Annotated in this window: 14 protein-coding genes; 2 read left to right on the top strand and 12 right to left on the bottom strand. The window is 48.0% G+C overall.

The annotated features are described in order from the left end of the window. Positions 1-78 precede the first annotated feature (78 nt). The 11 genes from GN277_RS07335 to GN277_RS07285 all read right to left on the bottom strand — a co-directional run bounded on the left by GN277_RS07335 (position 79) and on the right by GN277_RS07285 (position 19,379). Positions 79-489: an ATP-binding protein gene (locus GN277_RS07335; protein ID WP_159750505.1), complete on the bottom strand. Its 411-nt coding sequence runs from the start codon at positions 487-489 to the stop codon at positions 79-81. Beyond that, positions 486-2,744 carry a SpoIIE family protein phosphatase gene (locus GN277_RS29990; protein WP_244324630.1) on the bottom strand — a complete coding sequence of 753 codons (2,259 nt, stop codon included), beginning with the start codon at positions 2,742-2,744 and terminating at the stop codon, positions 486-488. Before GN277_RS29990 ends, GN277_RS07335 begins: the two co-directional genes overlap by 4 nt. Continuing rightward, on the bottom strand, positions 2,725-3,891 hold the full coding sequence (locus tag GN277_RS07325) for a GNAT family N-acetyltransferase (protein WP_159750504.1): 1,167 nt from the start codon (positions 3,889-3,891) through the stop codon (positions 2,725-2,727). The genes GN277_RS29990 and GN277_RS07325 overlap by 20 nt, the downstream gene beginning before the upstream one ends. A 29-nt stretch (positions 3,892-3,920) precedes the next feature. Then, positions 3,921-5,687, bottom strand: a complete 1,767-nt coding sequence (locus tag GN277_RS07320) for an MATE family efflux transporter (RefSeq protein ID WP_159750503.1) — start codon at positions 5,685-5,687, stop codon at positions 3,921-3,923. 32 nt (positions 5,688-5,719) lie between these two features. Further along, positions 5,720-6,019: an STAS domain-containing protein gene (locus GN277_RS07315; protein ID WP_159750502.1), complete on the bottom strand. Its 300-nt coding sequence runs from the start codon at positions 6,017-6,019 to the stop codon at positions 5,720-5,722. A gap of 36 nt (positions 6,020-6,055) precedes the next feature. Continuing rightward, on the bottom strand, positions 6,056-6,556 hold the full coding sequence (locus GN277_RS07310; RefSeq protein ID WP_159750501.1) for a cyclic nucleotide-binding domain-containing protein: 501 nt from the start codon (positions 6,554-6,556) through the stop codon (positions 6,056-6,058). 9 nt (positions 6,557-6,565) lie between these two features. Beyond that, complete coding sequence (locus GN277_RS07305) at positions 6,566-7,147, bottom strand: VOC family protein (RefSeq protein ID WP_159750500.1); 582 nt, start codon at positions 7,145-7,147, stop codon at positions 6,566-6,568. A gap of 70 nt (positions 7,148-7,217) precedes the next feature. Beyond that, positions 7,218-7,418 carry a hypothetical protein gene (locus GN277_RS07300; protein ID WP_159750499.1) on the bottom strand — a complete coding sequence of 67 codons (201 nt, stop codon included), beginning with the start codon at positions 7,416-7,418 and terminating at the stop codon, positions 7,218-7,220. Positions 7,419-7,536: 118 nt separating this feature from the next. After that, the gene (locus GN277_RS07295) at positions 7,537-9,285 is read right to left on the bottom strand and encodes an MATE family efflux transporter (RefSeq protein WP_244324629.1); all 1,749 of its coding nucleotides are present in this window, start codon (positions 9,283-9,285) and stop codon (positions 7,537-7,539) included. A 26-nt stretch (positions 9,286-9,311) separates the two neighbouring features. Continuing rightward, complete coding sequence (locus GN277_RS07290) at positions 9,312-18,236, bottom strand: non-ribosomal peptide synthetase (protein WP_159750497.1); 8,925 nt, start codon at positions 18,234-18,236, stop codon at positions 9,312-9,314. Between the two features lie 36 nt (positions 18,237-18,272). Continuing rightward, a complete protein-coding gene (locus GN277_RS07285; protein WP_159750496.1) occupies positions 18,273-19,379 on the bottom strand; it encodes a DUF3089 domain-containing protein in 1,107 nt (368 codons plus the stop codon). 225 nt (positions 19,380-19,604) lie between these two features. Here GN277_RS07285 and GN277_RS31675 point away from each other — a divergent pair, with 225 nt between their 5' ends. Both GN277_RS31675 and GN277_RS07280 read left to right on the top strand, forming a co-directional pair. After that, complete coding sequence (locus GN277_RS31675) at positions 19,605-19,796, top strand: AraC family transcriptional regulator (protein WP_330587483.1); 192 nt, start codon at positions 19,605-19,607, stop codon at positions 19,794-19,796. After that, on the top strand, positions 19,790-20,323 hold the full coding sequence (locus GN277_RS07280) for a GyrI-like domain-containing protein (RefSeq protein WP_330587147.1): 534 nt from the start codon (positions 19,790-19,792) through the stop codon (positions 20,321-20,323). Before GN277_RS31675 ends, GN277_RS07280 begins: the two co-directional genes overlap by 7 nt. Positions 20,324-20,569: 246 nt before the next feature. On the opposite strand, the gene GN277_RS29360 is transcribed toward GN277_RS07280, so the two are convergent. Next, the gene (locus tag GN277_RS29360; protein WP_204162860.1) at positions 20,570-21,145 is read right to left on the bottom strand and encodes a DUF6608 family protein; all 576 of its coding nucleotides are present in this window, start codon (positions 21,143-21,145) and stop codon (positions 20,570-20,572) included. Position 21,146 lies beyond the last annotated feature (1 nt).

The following is a 21,146-nucleotide window of genomic DNA, read 5'->3' as shown; positions in this document are numbered from 1 at the left end:
CAGATATTGAATTTTCAAGGTGCATAGCTAAAATCTATGTGCGAAGTTTGAGTTTTTTACATTTTCCACCCCCAATACTTATCCTATCTCCTTCCTAATCCTAAGAATATTCTGCCCCTCCCTATACTCATAAGTAATCTCATCCATACTCTTTTTCACCATATAAATCCCAAGCCCCCCAATCTCTCTCTCCTCCAACGACAAGCCCACATTCGGGTCCTCCCTGGCAAGAGGATCATAAGGAACCCCATTATCAATAAAAGACACCACCACTGAAAGAGGCTCATTCACCACCTCCACCCTGACAGTCGCAACCCCGACCTTGGGATTATAAGCATAATGCGCAATATTCCCAAACAGCTCGTCAATCGCAATATCAATCTGCATCTGGGCCTTTATTGGACACCCCAACTCCTCAAGCTGCTCATCCACAAAGGCCGTCACCTGGGTAATATTTTCCACCGTCGCGTCTACGGTTAATTCCTTCATTCCTCCACCTTCATTCTTTCTTTATATTCCAGACACAGCATGGTAATATCGTCAAACTGCAAAGCCTCTCCAACAAAAGCGTCGATATCCTCCTTCACGCTCTCCAAGAGCTTCTGCGGTTTTGCATCCACATTCCTGCATAGAATCTCCCTCAAGCGGTCCATGCCGTACAACTCCTTCTCCTGGTTGGTGGCCTCTGTCACTCCGTCCGTATACTGGAACAGCTTATCTCCTGGCTCTAACTGCATAGAGCCGCACCGATAGCGCATCCCCTCCATGCCGGCAAGCACGAAGCCCGCACGAAGCTTATACGGCTCATATTCATTTCCCTTACAGATATAAGGTATCTCATGCCCTGCATTGACAAACCTAAGCTCGCCCGTCACCAAATCCAGCACTCCCTCAAACGCCGTGATAAACAGCCCCTCGCTGTTGGACTCGCACAACAGCTCATTGACTTCTGTGAACACATCTCCCAAATCTCTCTCCGGCTTCGTATGGTCCTTAATCAGCGTCTTTCCAATCACCATAAATAAAGCCGCCGGAACACCTTTTCCTGACACGTCCGCCACCACGATGGCAAGATGCCTCTCATCCACCATAAAGAAATCATAGAAATCGCCGCCTACCTCCTTGGCAGGGTCCATGGTAGCATAGATATCGAACTCCGTCCGATCCGGAAATGCCGGAAAGATACAAGGCAGCATGGACGCCTGAATATTCTTGGCAATATCCAACTCCGTCCCGATTCTCTCCTTCTCCGCCGTGATACGGGAAAGATTCTTAATATAATCCTTCAGGCTGTCTGTCATATGATTGAACGCCTCTCCAAGCAGCGCCGTTTCATCATCAGCTTCCACTTCAATCCGGTAATCCAGATTACCTCCGCTTATCTGTCCCGCCCCTTCAGTCAGGGTGTAAATGGGCTGTGTCAGACGTCTGGCAAATTTATTTGACAGGAAAATGATGACCACAGTAATCACCAGGGCAATGACCACGAATAAGCCTGCCATCAGCCTGATCTTTACATTAATATCCTCTATGGTCTGTTGGGTAATGGCGCTGATATTTTCCTGCAAATCATTAATATGGGTCACAATCGAGGCGTCATTAAGGCCAATCACCGTCACCACCACCCAACTGGTAGTGGTCAGGGGTGAATACGCAAGATAAGATTCCTTCCCGTCCAGCGTCACCTGAGTGATTCCCGATTCTCCCTCCCTGATTTTTTCCATCACGGCTGTCAGTTCTTCATTTCCTGCGTCCAACAGATTGTCCCTGAAACGATTAATCTCGCTGTCCTCGTCCGGATTGGCATTGGCAATCACATTCATACTGCTGGTATTTAGAAGAAACGCATATCCACTCTCACCGATGCTGGTACTCTGCACCATCTCCTGAATATTTTCTATCAGGCCGCCGCTTCCTGCCACGCCCACCAGCTTGCCGTCCACATACACCGGCATAGAACAGATGAGCGCAACCCCGCGCCCTGACCCGTCCTGAATGGGATGACTCCAATAGACCTCTCCATCCTTTAACTTTGCCGCCTCCTTATACCAGGAGGATTCCCTTGCATCATATTCTACCATAGAAGTAGTCAGCGTGTCTGCCAACACGTCAATTCCCGACGAATCCAGACAGAAATAGGTTGCGCCGATTCCACTGTACGTACCGTCCCCATTGTCAAAATTGCGGATACCCCCCAAAGCATTTTCCAGATAACGGGCAAGGTACAATTCCCGCCTCATCCCATCAGTAAGACGCGTCTCGTCAAGACGTGCCTTTATAATTGTTCCGTCCTCCTCCACAATCGAAGCCGAATCCATCAGGGAACGGGGGGCGCGCAGATGATAGGAAAATGTGCCCAGAGTCTCCGGCGGATAATTACAGGAAAAATCATAGGCATTTACCGGAAGCTCGCTGTCTGGCTGCCCATGGGTATAGAACCCCTGGTTGGAATATACCTCCCGCGCAGCCATAGCCACCAGATTGGTCTGGTTTAAAATCAGGTTTAGGCTGGTATCTGCAAGGCTGCTCTTATTTTCCGCCATTGCCTGAAGCTCCTCCTTCTTCTGGGTACGCAGGGCGTCCGTGGCGTCCATTGTCGCCTGGTCGTTCAAGCCCTTAAGTCCGTCGGTGGTATTCTCTCGTATCCTCCAGATTTCAAAACTCGAAGCCACTCCAAGAAGCAGAATCGAGGCAAGAGAAATCGAGAGCACCAGCCGAACCACCTTATTTTTTATTGTTTTCAATCTTATTAATCCCCCTTTTTGCACTACGGCGGTGCTTCTTTATGTAAGACAATAATTTCTCTCCATTCTCATGCAAATAGATATCCTCATAGCGGATCTTCTGCCCTCCTATATAGGTAAGCAGCATGTATTCCGCATTTTCCTGCAAAGGCTTAAGCCCCGTAAAGAAAAAGCCTGCCCTAAAAAGCGTCTCATATCCGGAAACAGCCGCCAAGTCCCGAAGATTCAGATAGCAGACCACCGTTGCATCCCCATACTCTCCAATCTGCTCCATCCTGACGGACAGCCTTTTCTCAAAATCCTTCCCCATCTTCTGAACCATCAAAATATAAGAATTATGTGCCGCTTCTTCCTTCCATGACATATCGGTTTCTTCCACTTCTGGCATCTTAACCGAGCTGCTGAGCAAACATTCACACCGGCTTTGGCCATCCGCCTGTACACTCACGTCTATTCTGGTCTCCTTAACAATCCCACACTCCACGCCAAGCTCACCATAGATACGCCGTACCTCCTCCACATGCTCGGATGGACAATACAGGATTCCAATCCTATGCACACATCCCCTTCTGCACATGACAGCCTGGCTCATCTTCCCTTCTTTTGCAAGCCCAAGCCCTGGCACCATGACAGGATTCCGGTACAGCATCATCCGTATGCCGCAGAATACGAATCCCCGTCGTGCAAGGCTTCCCTGGCTGATGCTGTTGTGGGTCATCACATCCGCATAGAGAGAATAAACGCCCTCCTGCCTTTCGGCATAGCGAAACAGACACTCCTCCTGGACTTTTCCAATCCCCATTCCCCGATAGGCCTCCTTCACCACCCGCAGCATCAAAAGAGCGCTTCCTCTAAATTCCTCATCCTGCCGGACAGCCGAGGTGCTGATAATCTCACCGTCAGGAGTAACGCCGCACAACACAGTCATTTCCCCAGAAGCACATTTATCCAGAAGAAATTCCTCCTTAAGATATTCCTTATAAGGATAACCGTCGCCATAGAAATCCTCAATACATCGACGAAATTCCTCTCCGTCCCCCCGCCGGAACAAGCGGAAGCCGACAGTCACACGGCTGCCTGATTCCTTCTCTACGAACTCCATGCCGTCGTCCTTAACACCGTCCCTCCCCTTGTCTTCAAATACCATGTCTCTCCCTCCTTATCACCCCGCGCCATTCAAAACTGAATCAGCAGATTATTCATACCAAAAGTCTCCCGAAACTCAATCTTCTTTGCCGTCCCTGCAATCATCTTAATCCCAAGCACCTGGTCCGCCATCTCCTCACACTCCCGATTTTCCTCATAAAAACTCACAGGATCAAATATCTTGCCGGAATTACGGATACGAAGCAGCACGTCCTCCCCCGTTTTCACAATACGGATATCAATAAACTGCTCTTTTTCCCTATCCATACAATAAGTAATAATCACCGTCAGCATTTCCTCAATAGCCAGGCTCACCTGCATGGTCTTTTTTATCCCAATGCCGGAGGACTGACAGAAATCCGTAATCTTATTGGAAGCAAACATAATATCCTCCACCGTATTGCGGACAGAAAATGATATCTCACCCTCACCCTCTATGGAGGTATCAAGAAGATACCTATCAAGACAGGGCGAACGACGCCGGATGGCCTTCACCACCAGCAAAACCGTTCCCAGAGTCAGCATATCCGCCGCCGCAAGGGACGCCCAGATTCCCTTTGCACCTGCAAAAGAGCCAAGCAGAAGAACCGCCGGCCCAAGGTAAATAAAAAGCCGCAGAGACAGAATCAGATTCGACAGCATAGACCTTCGGATGGTATTAAAATAACCGGACATCATCAGATTGGGAAATGCAAACAAAAAACTGACTGCCAGACAAATCATTGCCCCGCGGCTTCCCTCTCTGGCAGACGACTCCGTAATATTAAAAAGAAAACAGAGCATCTGGGGAAACAACGCAATCAAGAAGGACAAGCCCACAGTCAGGATACCGCCAAGCCCCATCGCCCTCTGGCACACACGCCGGATACTCCCTGCGTCCTTCTCTCCCAGAAATACGCCGACAATGGGCATGAGGGCAGAGGCAACCCCTACAATCACACCTGTTACCATGTCGGAAACACTCTTAACCAGTGAGAATACAGGCAGATACACGGCCCCGCCAATCCGAAGAAGCATCCCGTTAATCAGCAGGATTTTCAACGCATTTAACAGATTATTACAGCCGTTCGGACTGCCGCAGACCAGAATCTCTCCCATCATCCGGACTGTGGGACGCATCTTCACCAGACGGATATTGCAAGTCCTGCAAAATAAAAGATAGAGTCCTATCATCGCCGTCAGGCTCATGGAAAGCCCTGTGGCAATGCTGGCGCCCTTCATTCCCATCCCGCATACAGGCGACATAAATAGCCAGGTCAGCGCCACGTTCAAACCGCTGGACATCAAAAACAAGAGGGAGGAGTCTTCTGGCTTTCCCTCACATTTTAAGAAATTCAAAGGAAGATAGATAAACAGCGTACCGCTGCCGCCGATGATATACCAGAACAGATAGTCCGCCGCATATTCCTTTACCAGCCCTTCGCCGCCAAGCAGGGAAAGCAACGGCTCTATGAAAAGCAGCGCTGCGCTCGTAGTCACCACGCACACAACCGCAGTCATCCAGAAGGACAGTGAAAACACCTGCCGGTATGCCTCGTAGTCATTTTTTCCGATATACAGATTCGCCGCAATAGAACCACCCATGCCGATCACCGCGCCGATGGTATAGTAGAACAAATAGACGGGACTGACCAACGACATGGCAGCCAACCCCGTCTCTCCCAAAAACCGTCCCACGATTACCGTGTCAATCATCCCGCCCATACTGGCGGCAAGCATAGAAAGAACCGATGCAATCACATACTTACCGTAGACCGTTTTCAAAAAAAAGTTATTTCTCTTTAGTTCCCGTTCCATAAATAAAACCCTGCTCTGAAAGGTTTTCGGAATTACTTCTCAATGGTGAGAATATCCCCAAAGCCTGTCACCTCAAAGATTTCCATGATTGTTTCATTTACATTGGTCACCTTCATGCTTCCCTGCTTGTTCATCGTCTTCTGTGCGCCCAGAAGCACACGAAGCCCTGCTGATGAAAGATAGTCAAGCCCTTTCATATCAATAACCAGCTCAGTCACGCCGTCAAGACGGCTCTTTGTCACCTTCTCAAGCTTTGGCGCGGTGGTCGTGTCAAGCCGCCCTTCAAGGGAAAGGCATAGCTGGTTTCCATTCAGATTCTCTGTAATATTCATGATAGTCCTACCTCATTTCTTATATATTAATTTCCTTTATACCCTCACATTCGTATGTATCAGGTTCGCAAGCGGATAGTTCATCGGATTGGTGTACTGCATAATCTTGCTTCTAATCTCGTCCTTTTTCTTCTGCTCCTCGTCCTCCTTCTGGGAGAAATCGTCAATCAGGAATTCAATATTCTTCTGCATCATCCGTACCGTATGCGCCATGTTCTGCATGATATCAATCACATTTCTCGCATTGGTGGCAATAAATTCCTCCAACGAATCACCGGTGACGCGCATAACCAGCACATCATTATAGGCAACCGCCGTGTAGATACAGGGGAGGTCGGAAAATACATTTAACTCTCCAAAACATCTTCCCTTGGAATAGATTCCAATCAGATGCTCATCCTTCTCTCCATAGCGGTTAAATACCGCCACAGATCCGGATAATATCTTGAACATACTGCCGCTTACTTCTCCCTCTTTGAGAATCATATCGTCCGCATGAAACGTCTGCATCCTGGGTTTCTTTGCTTTTTCATCCATAACTGCCCACTAATCTCCTATATCTGTATGACCCTGCTCAAACTCCCACTGAAGGCCATACTTGTCAATAAAATAAAAGTATTTCGTGTTTCCAAGGATATCCGCCGCCTTCTGTTTTCCTTCGGCATCCTTCTCTTTTGCCTCGTCAAAATAGTAGAAATCTGACGGTTCTGTCTTACTGATCTGGTAAACCTTGTAGTCCTCCGTGGTGTTAATCAACGTCACGTCCGGCTGCGCCTTGATATACTCAAAAGCTTCTTCAATATTGATAACCTTTAACGCTACATGTCTTGCGCCGCTGATGTCGTTTGCCTTGAAAATCACCGGTTCCTGACGTCCCTTTGGATTGTGGTAGCACATTAATTCAATGGTGAATTTCGTTCCGGGTACATCCATGAAGCCGATGGATACTTCCGCCTCCTCAGCCTCTTTGACAAATCCGCCTGCCTGGAAGAAGCCTTTATTCTTCCAGTGAGGAATGTGCTGATTAGGAACTGCCCCAAGAATTCTCTCATAATACTTGAATGCCTCTGAAACATCGTCTACAAAGATACAAACATGGGATAATCCCGTAAAATTTGGTTTTTGCATAATGGTATACCTCCTAAATTATATATTATTTATTCCTTATTGGACGAAGCCCGTGTCCGAAGAATACGAATTACTGTATGATGCCGTGGTCACGGCATAATGCTTCGATACTTCTGTCATAGGTTGCCTCAGCCTCTTTGGAAAAGAAACAGCCTGGAACCCCTTCGTCATTGTCGCGGTGATGTGCTACACATTCACAGCATTTGCCATGCCTTGGACAGTCGTAAGTACAAGGACACGGCCTTCGATTTTCACAATGGTTCACTTCCATATTCCTCCTTGTTATTTCTTGCCTCAATCTGAAAAGAGTTATCCCCATTCTTTCCAGACGCTTTCTGCAATTATAACAATTTCATCCCTTGAATTGTTGTGCCTGGGATAATATATACTTATTTTGGGACAATATCTAATTCTGCCACCGTATTGTTCATATTTAACACCCGCATATACTGAAAATCAGACATAATCTTACGAAGCAGACCGATTCCGCCCACTGTCACCTTCTCCTCCTGCTCTTTCGCGCCTGGCTGATACTCCAAAGGATTAAAGGGAATCCCGTCGTCACGGATTCGTAAAATATACTTATCATCCTGAATGGTAAAACTAATGTCCATATAATTTTTCTGGTCAGACCGATAGCCGTACTGCACAATGTTAGCCGCAATCTCCTCCATAGCAAGTCCAAGGATTTTCCCGTCCCTCTCGGTGATGCCGTTTTCCTCGCAGAAGGTAAACAGCTTCTCACGGAAGGCAACCACTTCACTCAAGTCGTTACGGATCGAGCAGTCTAATGTCTTAACCTTTGACACCTGGGGAAGCATATAGACTCCTGCCGCAAATCTTCCCTTGCGCTGTCCCACGCTTCGGTACAGAGCGCTTAACAAGATAGTAACCGCTTCGCTTGCCACCGCCGCCACGCACACGCCCAAAAGCCCCCACAGGAGGATTCCTCCAAGGGTCAGAGGCACGATGACCAGAAATCCCTGAAGCACCGTAATTACCGTAGAAAGTCCAGGCTGTAAGATGGTCTGATAGTAGGACATCAGGAACTTGTTGTACACATAGAACGGAAAACTTAAGGCAAAAATGCGCAGCGCCATATTGCACATGCCAAGCATCTCCCCCTCTGTAATTCCAAAAAGCCCTGCAATAAACTGGGGAATCATAAGGAATAAAAGCAAAAGCGCCCCAATGGCAATGTAGCTGTATGTAAGCACCTTCTTACACAGCGCGCGTATCCCGTAATAATCCCGTTCCCCGTAAAGAATTCCTGCAATATTCTGAACCAGCCCTATGATGCCGCCCACACACAGCTCTGCAATCAGCACAGCGTTGGCGCACACCGAGTAAACCGCCATAGGATCATTTCCCAAAAGCCTTACAATGGCAGAATTGATAATAACCGACTTTAAGGCTGACATCAGGGTAAACGCCGCACTTGGAATCCCCGCCTTTGCCGCCAGACAGGCGTAAGAAAGCGCCTCCCTGTCTGGCTTTACAAGATGCAGCATCCGATGCTTTGACCGAAAATAAATCAGAACCGTCACCATGCCTGTCAAATACCCGATTATAGTGGCAAGGGCGCTCCCTGCCATGCCGATCTTTAACCCCTTTAGAAAAATCAAATCCAAGGCAAGATTCACCACATTCGCAATGATAAAAAGGGCGCTGCCAAGCTGCGGATGATTGTCTGCATTCATAAAATAGCAAAAAATAATCGCAAGGGTCAGAATGGGAATCCCGCCGAAATTCACAGCAATATAAGGCTCAACCAACGCCGCCATTACCCCGTTCCCAGAAAGCGCCATAGCAAGAACCCCAGGCAGAAACGGAGTAAAAAGGGCAAAAATCACGGACAATAGAAGTCCTGCTGCCAATGATGCGCTAAACACACCATCCGCCTCCTGAGTGCTTCGCTTTCCCAACAACACGGCAGCCTCGGCCGCCCCTCCCATTGCCAGCATCATGGCCGGCATCTGAAGGACGAGCAGCACAGGCATAGAAATCTCAATAGCAGCCATAGCGTCCGGTCCAAGGATATTCCCCACAATCATGCCATCCACCACATTCCCAAGCTGCATGGCAACCGTCATCAACACACTCGGCAGAATATACTGATGAATTTTTTTATTAATCAAAAACGCATTTCTCTCCATATCCACCCCTAGATTCTGCCGTCAAAAAATCCCAACGTCTCAAGCGCGGTCAGCGCATTCTTAAGATAATCACCATCCGGCATCGGCCACTTGAACCCAAGCCGGTAAAGGGCTTTGGTGGTAAATCCATTATCCGCGTCAATGTAAACCGAGCTGTTATCCTTGTCACTGGAGGAATATGCAATCAGCCCTGAAATCAGTTCATTCTTCTCCTCATTTTCAAGGGCAGCCTCAAGGGCCTTCTGGAACTCTTCATCACTCACAATCTCAACCTTAATTCCTGACTGGTTCATCTGCTCGATTACGTCCGCCATCTGGATTAAATAACTGCTGTAAGCATGGAACACGGTGAAATCTCCCTCCGACGAAGCCAATCTTACAATCGCCTCTGCCGTGGAGTCAATGGGTGAAAACTCCGCAGGCATATCCAGCATGGATACCGGAAATTTCCCAAGAGCCACATATCCCCGAAGGGTACGCATAAATCCATTGGTCACAGAATTAATCTGGAACTCTCCGTCGCTTACACGGCTCATTAAGTTCCCTACACGTATTACCTTGCCCTTCATCCCTTCCAAAGCCGCCTCAAGCACCGCCTTCTCTGCCCGAAATTTCGTGTCAATATATTTGTTGGTCAGGCTTTGTCCGAAGTACAATTCATTCTCATGGAGACGTTTCTCTACCGGAAACCTTCCGGCCACGTTCTCACCTGCAATGCTCACGGTGGAAATCTGGATTAACTCCCGTCCCGTTTCTTTACACAGATGAATCAGATTCAGCACTCCCTGGTAATTCACCTTCTCAAGCGTATCGTCCGCGGAGAAATGCTTCACACAGGCCGCACAGTTAATAATCTGCTCGAAATCATAGACCTTAAGCCCGTCAACTTTAGCGCTGTCCGTAATATCTCCCTCAATCAGACGAATCCGGCTGCCGAATAATTCCTCATAAGGATTACTGAAATAGTACACCAGCATACTCTTAAGCCGTGTTTCTAAGGATAATGCTTTTCCTTTCCGAAGCAGACAGTAGATCACCTGGTCCCCATTGTCAATCAAGTGCTTCAGAATATGCGCCCCAAGGAAACCGTTTGCCCCTGTCAACAGGATGCTGCCAGCCTTAGACGGACGGATCTCATCCACATACTCTACGCTGTTCCTGCCTAAAATCTTCTCCAGAGAGCCTTCCTTATCCTCGCCGCCCTCTGTCTCGTCCTCGCTCTCTGCCTGATTTAATTCTTGAATATGGCGTTCCAGGCTAAGAGGCGTCTTATAGTCAAACAAATCTGCATAGGATACCGGAAGCCCTGCGCTCATACATTTCATAGCCACCTTGGAAGCTGACAGGGACGTTCCGCCGTTTTCAAAGAAATCATCCTCAATTCCGATTTGCTCGGCGCCCAGAGCCATCTCAAAGATTTCGCAAAGCTTACGCTGTAATTCTGTTCGCGGCTTCACATAATTCTGGTTCTCCGTGGTATACTCCGGCTCAGGAAGGGCCCGCTTATTTACCTTGCCATTGTTGGTAAGGGGCAGCTCAGGAAGCTGCATCAGGACGCTGGGCACCATGTAAGGCGTTAAATATTTCTGCATGAAGCAGGTCAACTTCTGCCTGTCAATCTGGCTCTCCGCCACAAAATATCCGCACAGGAACTGGATAGAATCCTTCTCCTTTACCAGCACCACACTGGATTTTACCGTAGGATACTGGTTCATAACATTCTCAATCTCATCCAACTCCACACGCAGTCCCCTAAGCTTCACCTGATTATCCATGCGCCCCATGAACTCAATCTTTCCATGGTGGTTCCATTTCGCCAAATCACCGCTTCGGTATGCCCTCCTGCCCTCGAACTGAATAAATTTGTCCGCCGTCATCTCCGGCTTCCCAACATAGCCTCTGCCGACGCCGTTTCCGATAATCAGAAGCTCGCCCGGCGCTCCGGCAGGCAGAAGGTTCCTATAACGGTCAATCATCACCATCTTAATATTCGCCATAGGCTTTCCGATGGTAACCTTTTCCCCTGTCATCTGGTCAAAGGCACAGCCAATGGTGGTCTCCGTCGGCCCATACCCGTTGAATATAATAGCCTCTGTCCCCAAAGCCCTGATCTTGTCATAGAGAGCCTCCGGAAATGCCTCTGCGCCCACGTTAAACATCTTAATCTGGGACAGGGATTTCTTCATCTCCGGCATGTCGATAATATTAATCAGGAAGGACGGCGTACAAGTCAGGATATCCACCCCGTTTTTCAAAATCAGACTGGAAAGAGCCAGAGGATTATGGATTTCCTCCTCATTTGCCATGCAGACCGTAATCCCGTGATAAAGGGGGATACATTCCTCCAAAATGGATACGTCGAAGGTAATAGCCGCAAACGCCAGGGATACCGTGGCATTATAGACATACGCCTGCGCCTCCACGTTGAAACGGTTGTCATCCACATAGTTGACCAGATTTTGGTGCTCAATCATTACCCCCTTCGGTTTTCCAGTAGAACCTGAGGTATAGATACAGTAGCACAGATTGTCAGGCCGGATGTCCACATGGGGATTTTCTGTCTTTCCCTCCGAAGAAAGAAGCTGGTCGATGAAAATGGCCTTGACCGACAATTTATCCAGAAGCATTTTGCGCTCTTTCGCCAGACTCTCAGGCAGCAGTAAGAACTCCGCCTTAGAATCCTCCAGGATATAACTGATTCTCTCGTCCGGATATTCAGGATCTATGGGGAGAAATGCGCCTCCCGCCTTCATAATTCCCTGTCTTGCAGCGTAGACCTCCACTGTCCGAGGCAGCATAACGCCCACCATCTGTTCAATCTTTAAGCCCATGTCAATCAGGTAATTAGCAATCTTGTTGGCGTTCTCGTTCAACTGCCTAAAGGTCAGGGACGTACCGCAGGCAATCACAGCCGTCTTGTCCGGATACAGCGCCGCCTGCCGTTCAAAGAGAAGGTTTGCCGTAGTCTGCTCCACCTCATAATCCGTCTCGTTGTAGCTGTCAAGCTCACGGCGGGCCTTCCCGCTTACCATGGAGACCTCCTTCAACTGCTTCTTTGTCTGGAATTCCAAAACCACAGCCGACAGACTCTCCATTAGCCCTGCCACCGTCCGTTCCTCATACATGTCGCTTCGGTACTCTGCCTGGTACACAATTCCCCCGTTTTCCACCAGCACGTCAACAGACAGCGGCGCTTTGGCCGTATCTAAGGAAAGCTCTTGTAAAACCGCCTTCTCTCCGGCAATCTCGTCAAACTGGAAATTGTCCCCCTGGAACGCGAACATAAGGTCAGCCTTGATATTGTAAGCCCTGCTGATTTCCGCAAAGGAGTAGATATCGGAATTCATGCTGTTCATCAACTGCTCGCCAGTTTCCCTCAGATAATCTCCTACCTCCTTCTCCCCATCAAGGTTACAGTACACAGGCAGGGTCTTTACCAGCATATTCATCACAGACGCCAGACGAGAATCATTTCTTCCATTATAAATAGTGGTAAATACTGCCTCGTCTTTATAGACATAACGTCCGACTACAAACCCAAATGCCGCCGTAAACAGGGTATTCATGGTAATCCTTTGTTCTTCGCAGAATTTCTTCAAAGCGTCCAGCTTTAGCGTGTCCGTCCTCTTATATACTCCCAAGCCTGGGGAAGCCTCCCTGTGATCCCTGGCCGGAAGGAAATCCGTATCACAGCCTTCAAATACTGAGTCATAATAACGCTTCGCAAGGACATACTCCTCGCCTTTTAACGCCTTCTGCTCTACAAGCGCCGCCTCAAAGCCGGTGAAGCTCTCTTTCGTAAGCCCGCCGCCTTCATATGCACGATTCATATCCCTAAGGAAGATCCCGCAGGATTCCCCATCGCTGATAATATGGTGGAATTCCAGGAACAAGTATTTCCCCTCCGGCGTATCGAAAAGACAAATTCTAAATAAACGGTCTAAAATAAGCTGATAGGGCTTAACCAAATCCTCCTTACACATAGACTGGCATATTTCTACCTCAAAGGGCAGCTCGTCGTTTCGCTTCTGCCAGATATCGCCGTTATCATCCATATACAGAGTGGTCTTAATATATGGATGAGCCTCCACCGTGTCCTCCAAAGCCTTCTTAAGCCGGCCAAGGTCCACTTTTTCCCCAAGACGGAACAGGAATGGAATGTTGTAAATGGTACTGCCCGGATTGGCGGCGCACTCCACGAAAATGCCGTTCTGGGTCTGGGTCAGAGGATATGCCTCCTGTTTTGTAAAGGCTTCCTCCCCTTGACTTTGTGCAAGGAACTGCTCTAACTTCTCTACCGTGTCATTCTCCTTTAAATCCTTGTTGCGGATAACCGCGCCGTCAAATGCCTGGGAAAGCAGGACATTCAGCTTCACAGCTCCAATAGAGGTAAGCCCTGCCCGATAGATATCCGTGGTTACGCCAAATTCCTTATGGCCGATTACCTCTGCTATGCAGTCGAAAATCTTCTGCTGCGTCTCATTCTTTGGCGGCGCCAATTCCTCCTGCCTGCGCTCAGGTACAGGAAGGGCGCGCTTATTCACCTTCTGGTTCTGATTCAGCGGAATCTTGTCAATCTGCATGGTCACGGCAGGAACCATATAAGGCGGTTTGCTCTCCTCGATAAATGCATTCAGAGCGTCCACATCCACTTCCCCTTCTGACACCACATAAGCGGCAATATATTTTCCGCCTGCCGGCTCGTCAAACGCCGCCACAGTGGCATCCGTAATCCCTGGGAATCTGCGGATAACCTCCTCCACCTCAGAAAGCTCGATACGGAAGCCTCTTACTTTCACCTGGCCGTCACGCCTGCCGATAAACTGGATGCTTCCGTCCGGCAAAAACCGCACGATATCTCCGGTATGATAAAGCCTGTCGTAGCCCTTAAGAGCGCAGAAGGGATTGGAGGAATATACCTCTTTTGTCTTGTCCGGCCTATTCAGATACCCTCGGCTCACCTGATATCCCGCGATACAAAGCTCGCCTGGCATTCCCACAGGCGCGCGTCTTCCCTGGCTGTCCAATACGTAGAGCTTAATATTGGAGATTGCCTTTCCAATAGGGAATTCGTCCTCGTATCTCTCAAGAGGGTAAACAGTCACATTTACCGTACACTCAGTAGGCCCGTAAATATTGTAATACTTCGTATTCCCCTTTGGAGTAAACGGTGCAAGAGCCTCGCCGCCCATGGCCAGATGCATAAGCTTTCCGTTCTTCATGCTAGTGGCAAATGCCCGCCCAATCTGGGTAGTCATAAATATATGGGTAATCCCCTGTTTTTCAAAATACTGATTCAGGCCGTTCAAGTCCAGACGGATATTTTCTTCAATAATATGAGTCTCCGCCCCCACAGTCAGCGCCGGATACATATCCATCATATTCGCGTCAAAACCGTAGCTCGCGTACGCAGCCACCTTACACTCCTTTGTAAGCCCGTAATACTCACTATACCAGTGACAGAACGCGGCGATATTTCCATGCTCTAACATACAGCCCTTGGGCACGCCCGTAGACCCTGAAGTGTATAAAAGGATGAATAAATCCTCCGGCTTCGGCGGCTTCGGAAGCTGTTTTACTTTCGGCAGACTGAAAATATCTTCTGTCAAGAGAACCTTTCCCTGAAAGTTTGGCACCAATGGAAGAAGCTCTTTATCTGCAATGAGCAGCTTCGCGTCCGCATCCTTCATCATGAATTCCAGACGGTCCTTCGGATAGGAGGGGTCCAAAGGCTGATACGCCGCACCCGCCTTGGAAACACCAAGGGAGGCGATGGCCATATACTCGCACCTTGGAATCAGTACGGACACAGCCTGCTCATTGCCAATTCCCATCTCTGCCACATAAGCGGCGAGACGGTCCGTAATCTCATCCACTCCGGCATAGGTATACCTTCTGTTGCAGTAGACCACAGCCGTTCTCTCCGGCGTCTTCTTGGCCTGCTCTCTGAATAAATCAACCACGGTTTTACTTCTGTCATAGAGCTTTTCCGTATCGTTAAACCCATCTAAAACTTGCAAATCAAGCTCAGACGCCAGAGCAATCTCCTTTAACGTCACGCAGGAGAGCATCCCTTGAAGGGTCTGCTGCATCATCCGAAGAAGTCCCCTTGCTGTCTCATCACGGTACAAATCCGTGCGGTATTCCAGGGAAATCTCATAACCCTCCTGATTCTTCATAACCATAACCGAAATATTCGCCTGCACGTCTCCCGCAGGAATTGGCTTGGCCGGATATTTCTCTCCTGCAAAGGTCAAACCGTTTAACATTTCCCCCTGATAGACGAACAGTATATCAGAGGCGATCCCGTAATCCCTTGCCAGCTCTGCGAAGGAAATGCAGTCATGGCTCATCAGCTCATAGAAATCCTCCTGGAAGCCTTTAAGGTATTCGTCTACCGCCATCCGTTCCTCGAAGGAGTGGCTCACCGGAAGGGTACGCACAAACATTCCTGTAGACTGAGCCAGCTTCGTTGTATGCCTTCCGTTGTTTACGGTACAGAAGAAGCTCTTGTTAAGTCCGCTTAACTTAGCCAGAACATAGGAAAACGCACCGAGAAACAGCGTGTTTTCGGAGATTCCCTTCTGCCTTACAAACTGCTCAACGGCCATACAGGAAACTTCTTCGCCGCATGCCTGCCTCACCGCCTTGCTTCGCGGGGTGATTACCTTTTTCCTAAAATCCTTAATCAGCATTTCCTCTATGTCAACGCCTGCAAACCTGCCTTTAAAATACTCTCTCGCAGACTGATACCTGGGCGTTTCCTTAAGCGTTTCCTCGTAAACCGCCAAATCCGTCAGGGAAATCTCCTCCGGCTTTGGTTCTTCTCCCTGATAGAGAAGGGAAACTTCATCCAGAAATACCTTGACCGACGTACCGTCAAAAATCAGATGATGGACGTCGAACAAAAAGTAGCAGCGTCCCTTACACCGATAGAGAGCCATACGGTAAAGAGGCTCTCCCTCCATACAAAACGGGCGGACAAAGGTTTTCTTTACTGCTTCTATGTCCTCCACTTCCCATTCTTTAAGGTCTGCCCTCTGGAATTCAGGATGCAGGCACATCACCGGCGCCCCATTATCAAGCGCAATGTTTACGCCAAAGGAGGTATGCCGCGCCACAGCAAGCCCCACAGCCTCTTTGAATCGATTAAGGTCAATCTTCTTGGGCAATTCACAGCACATGGGGATATTGTACATAGTGGCCTCTGGGTCGTTTACGCACTCCAGATAAACGCCCATCTGGGAATCGGTCAGAGGATAAACATCTCTCTTGCCGCAGGCCTTCTCGATTTTCTCTGCCTCATCTGCATCCAAAAGCTCTGCAATCATCTCAGGCGTCCTACCCCTTAAGACCATCTCAGGCGTCATAGGAAGCTCTGAAACACATTCCAGTAATTGCAGTACATTGATGGAATCTCCGCCCAGACGGAAGAAATCATCCTCCCTGCCCGTTTTACCGCAATGGAGAACCTCCTCAAAGCCGCTGCAAATCCGACGCTCTACATCATTCTTTGGCTCATGATACCTGGCCTTATACTCCTCAGGTCCCGGCGGCAGCAGTACCGTACGGTCCAGTTTGCCGTTGACATTCTTCGGAAGCGCGTCAAGCCGCTTGAAGAAGCGTGGAATCATATACTCCGGCAATGAGTCTCTTAAGAAGGCGCGAAGCTGTTCTGACATGATCTCTGGCTTTGCCACATAGTAGCCGCAGAGATAATTCTGCCCGTTCTCGTCCGAAAATGCCTTCACAACTGCATTTTCCACGCCCTCCATGGAAGACATCTTAATCTCAATCTCTCCCGTCTCTACTCGCTGCCCGTTAATCTTTACCATCCAGTCCTTGCGGTTGACATACAGATAATTCCCGTCCTTAAGCCTTCTTACAATATCTCCTGTATGTATAAGCACCTCCCCGTCCTCTTGCTTCTGAAACGTCCGTGCGCTCTGTTCTTCAAGATTTAAGTAGGCTTCCCCAAGGATACCCTTGATACAAAGCTCGCCGTCTTCTTCGTCTGCCACCTCATTTCCGTTTTCGTCCAGCACGAAAAACTTAAGGCCCTGTGCCGGCTTTCCAATCGGCGTATTCTCCATAGGCTCGTCAATCTTATAGTACGACGCAATCATCGCCGTCTCACTACACCCATAGACGTTATACAGCTCAAATCCATCCCCTGAAAGCCTGGAAACCCGTTCGCTTCCTGTGGCAACCTTCTTAAGGGCTCCTCCTTTATTCTTAAAAAATTTCATGATCTGAGGACTGAAAAAGGCGCAGGTAATATCATACTCCACAAAATAATCCTCAATCATTCTCACATCTTTGCGAATCTCCTCCGGTACGATATGGGTGCACGCGCCGCAGCTTAAGGTGCCAAAATACTCCATAACCAGAACCACAAAGGACATGGGCGCCATTGCAGCTACCACATCCTTATCCTCCAGATACAAAATACTCCTGACTCTCATGATTCCCTGGGTGAGGCTCGCCATACTGTGAACGATTCCCTTGGGCCTTCCGGTAGAGCCGGAGGTATAGATAAGCATTGCCCTGTTTTCATCCGCCACCCTCACAGGGGAAGCCTCCTCATACCGGCCCACATCCCTAAGCCAGTCTGCGTCAATCCGTACGGCCGCCTGGCAATCCTCCTGGATGTAGTCAAGCCTCTCTTTGGGGTATTCCGGCAACACAGGTGCGAAAGCCGCCCCTGCCATCAGAACTCCAATCTCTGCCGCCGCATACTCCATTCTCCTGTCCATGCACACCAGAACCGCCTGTCCGGAAATCTCCCCTGACTGTGCAAGCTTCGCCGCAATCCTGCGGCTTAAAGCGTCTAACTCTCGGTACGTCGTGGTTCTTCTCCCGCCTCGGTCAACGATAGCCGTCTTGTCCGGATACCGGCGCACCATACTTTGAAATTCGTCCAGAAAATTCATATCACTGATTCCTCCTTTTTCTTTTCATACAGTCTCTTATTGCTTCATATAGGCTTGCACCCTTGTCTTGACGTTCTCCCGCAGATTCTCATAATAAAAATCATAATCATGGCCATGCAGGCTCTCCGGTCCGAACAATTCCGCCGGTGAATATTCTACATTCTCGGCTGTACAGATGACCACGCCCCTCTCAGTGTCCACCTGTGCGTCCGCAACCCCTTTCACAATCTCATACTCGCCCGTCTCCTCATTCAGAAGCCTGCTGCCTAAGTTTTCATCAAAATCAGCATAAGTATCGTCCCGTTTCCAGTTAATGGGATTGATACTTAACGCCTCCGGCTCTACCACCAGATTGCTCTGCCCCTGATTTCCCTTCCCCTCGGTATTCCAGGATACAATCACGCCCGTATCATCAGCGCCCTCGGCAAATTTCAGATAAGGATGTTCCAAAAGCCAGTCTTCGGTAATGGAAAATCCAATCGGATATGCCGCAACCATGCGTTCGTAATATTCCGGATGGGCCTGCATGTACTCTCCAAGAACAATCTTCGTCATGATGGAGCCCTGGGAATGGCCTGCAATCATGAAGGGCCTGCCCTCATTATAATTTTCAAAATAATAGTCAAGAGCCGCATACACATCTGTCCTCTGCTCATTCAACTGATATTCCTCCAATTCCTCATGACTTAAGCCTCCCACCGCGTAAATATTGCTCTGTCTGTAATACGGCGCGAATACGTTGGTTGATTCCTCAAAAACCGTCCCCTGGTTTTCATAGATATCCCTGGCACGCGCCCTGACAGCTTCGTTGTCAATATCGCAGATTGGCTTCGCATCTTCAGAATCGTCCAGATAGCAGGTTGGATAGAGATATATGGTATCCACCTCATGGGTAATCTCTGGCAGCCTCATCCAATTCTCCTCCTTGGAGTAATCTGACGGTACTCCCTTCAATTCCGAAATCTCAAATTCCTCCTCTGTTTCCGACTCCGAAGCCTGGGGTTTTTCGCTTTCCTGTACCGTGTCTTTTCCCTGCTGTCCTGTATCCTTTGGTGAATCTGAAGTTTTGCCGCAGCCTGCCATACCGCACAGTGCGATACAGAAAGCCAGAGATAAGAGCCATTTTCTCATGTTGTTCTTCATCTTGGTAATACCTCCTGTACATAACATAATTAAATTCACTATAACATTTTGAAAATATCGATTCTATAAGATGGGATATTTCATAATTTTTCTGGGACAAAAATATTTTAGACAAAAGAGAACAAGAAAAGACGGGAATAAGAAGCCAAAGAATGTTATACTAAAGACGAGCGCTCAAACAAACAGGAATTATTACGACAATCGGAGGAAAAAGCTGTGGACTGGATGACAATTATCACGCAGGCATTGGACTATATTGAAAAGCATATTACAGGAGAACTTACGGTAGACGACGTGGCAGCACACGTCTTTGTCTCTCCCTTTTATTTTCACAAGGGCTTCAGTATGTTATGCGGATGTTCGCTCATGGAATACATCCGAAGCCGCAGGCTTTCCGAAGGGGAAACGCAATGGTGAAAAACTTCGCGCCTCTGAAGCTGACAATATCATTGAAAGGTGGTTATCTCATGGATTACAGGATTACAAAAAAAGAGAGCTTTACCGTTCTCGCATCAGCAAAAGAATTTAAATATGAAAACGCCAAACAGGAGATTCCGGCGTTCTGGAATGAGCACTATACATCCGGAAACGGACGGCATGTAGGCGGGATGTTTGGGATCAATATCGATCCCCAGATGGGACATGAGACTTTTGAGTATCTCATCGCAGACGTCTATCATCCGGCAAAAGACATTCCCCAGGAATTTGTGACAAGGACCATTCCGGCGTTCACATGGGCCGTATTCCCGTGTAAAGGCCCGATGCCGGATTCACTTCAGGATGTGAATATCAAGATTTTTTCGGAATGGCTTCCTGCTTTGAAGGACTACGAATTCGCGGCAGGGTATTGTGTGGAGATGTACGAGAATCCGGAGAAATATCCCAAGGGCGTGCAGGATGAAAATTACTATGCGGAGATATGGATACCGGTAAAGAAAAAATAATATTGCCATGGGTATACTCAAAGGGCACGCCGTAAAGCATACCCTTCGGGTATAATTGGGGGGAAGTCGGCTAATGTCGATTGGTTCCCCTCTTTCTGTTTTAATCCCTCCAAACTTCAAAAACAAAGTTAGAGGGTAATTAAGGTACAGCAATACAGTCCATCGAACATCGTTTTTTTATTCAATGGGCGTATTTGCCTTCTCATAATTTATCTATTGATTATTTAATTTCTCCTTAACAAGTTTTTAGAAATAAAAGTAATTGACATAATTTAATCCCAGTTCATCACAATACGTGTTGAGCAAATCAGCCAACGTATTCCAATATGTATTATCTTTATTTAAATAAATTGCTTCATATTTTTCTTTTAAGTCTGGATAGTGTGTATTGATATAAGAGAGGATGCTGCTTTTGTATTCCCCCCTAAGATTCAGATTTTCAAACCAATATTCACATACATTCTCTTTCGTACTATCAATAATGTCTTTCCATTCTGTGATATACGGAAAAATAGGTGACATAAATAAAACCGTATGAATACCCTCATTATGTAATTTTTCTATTGCATGAAGCCTGTCCTTTATGGAACTGCCTTTATCCATATCCGCCCTAAAATTGTCATCTAAAGTGTTGATTGAAAATGCCACTTTGAGATTGGGCATCCTTTTCAATAATACTATTCCAATCATAGCCCTGTCTAATTCGTGCCAGTTACCGCTTGGATCTTCATAAGTACCATTGCAAAGATACAAAACACTGCTCAACACAACAATGTAATCCCCGTATATATCATCGAATAAAGCGACACAATGCGTATCCATT

Source organism: Sporofaciens musculi (genome assembly GCF_009830285.1).
Taxonomy (GTDB): domain Bacteria; phylum Bacillota; class Clostridia; order Lachnospirales; family Lachnospiraceae; genus Sporofaciens; species Sporofaciens musculi.
The sequence above is the reverse complement of the archived record's forward strand: the minus strand, read 5'-3'. Positions and strand labels throughout refer to the sequence as shown.

Excerpts from the sequence above, each read along its gene's own strand:
- GN277_RS07335 (WP_159750505.1), bottom strand. The coding sequence starts at position 489 with ATGAAGGAATTAACCGTAGACGCGACGGTGGAAAATATTACCCAGGTG.
- GN277_RS07325 (WP_159750504.1), bottom strand. The coding sequence starts at position 3,891 with ATGGTATTTGAAGACAAGGGGAGGGACGGTGTTAAGGACGACGGCATG.
- GN277_RS07320 (WP_159750503.1), bottom strand. The coding sequence starts at position 5,687 with ATGGAACGGGAACTAAAGAGAAATAACTTTTTTTTGAAAACGGTCTAC.
- GN277_RS07315 (WP_159750502.1), bottom strand. The coding sequence starts at position 6,019 with ATGAATATTACAGAGAATCTGAATGGAAACCAGCTATGCCTTTCCCTT.
- GN277_RS07310 (WP_159750501.1), bottom strand. The coding sequence starts at position 6,556 with ATGGATGAAAAAGCAAAGAAACCCAGGATGCAGACGTTTCATGCGGAC.
- GN277_RS07305 (WP_159750500.1), bottom strand. The coding sequence starts at position 7,147 with ATGCAAAAACCAAATTTTACGGGATTATCCCATGTTTGTATCTTTGTA.
- GN277_RS07300 (WP_159750499.1), bottom strand. The coding sequence starts at position 7,418 with ATGGAAGTGAACCATTGTGAAAATCGAAGGCCGTGTCCTTGTACTTAC.
- GN277_RS07290 (WP_159750497.1), bottom strand. The coding sequence starts at position 18,236 with ATGAATTTTCTGGACGAATTTCAAAGTATGGTGCGCCGGTATCCGGAC.
- GN277_RS07285 (WP_159750496.1), bottom strand. The coding sequence starts at position 19,379 with ATGAAGAACAACATGAGAAAATGGCTCTTATCTCTGGCTTTCTGTATC.
- GN277_RS31675 (WP_330587483.1), top strand. The coding sequence starts at position 19,605 with ATGACAATTATCACGCAGGCATTGGACTATATTGAAAAGCATATTACA.
- GN277_RS07280 (WP_330587147.1), top strand. The coding sequence starts at position 19,790 with ATGGTGAAAAACTTCGCGCCTCTGAAGCTGACAATATCATTGAAAGGT.
- GN277_RS29360 (WP_204162860.1), bottom strand. The coding sequence starts at position 21,145 with ATGGATACGCATTGTGTCGCTTTATTCGATGATATATACGGGGATTAC.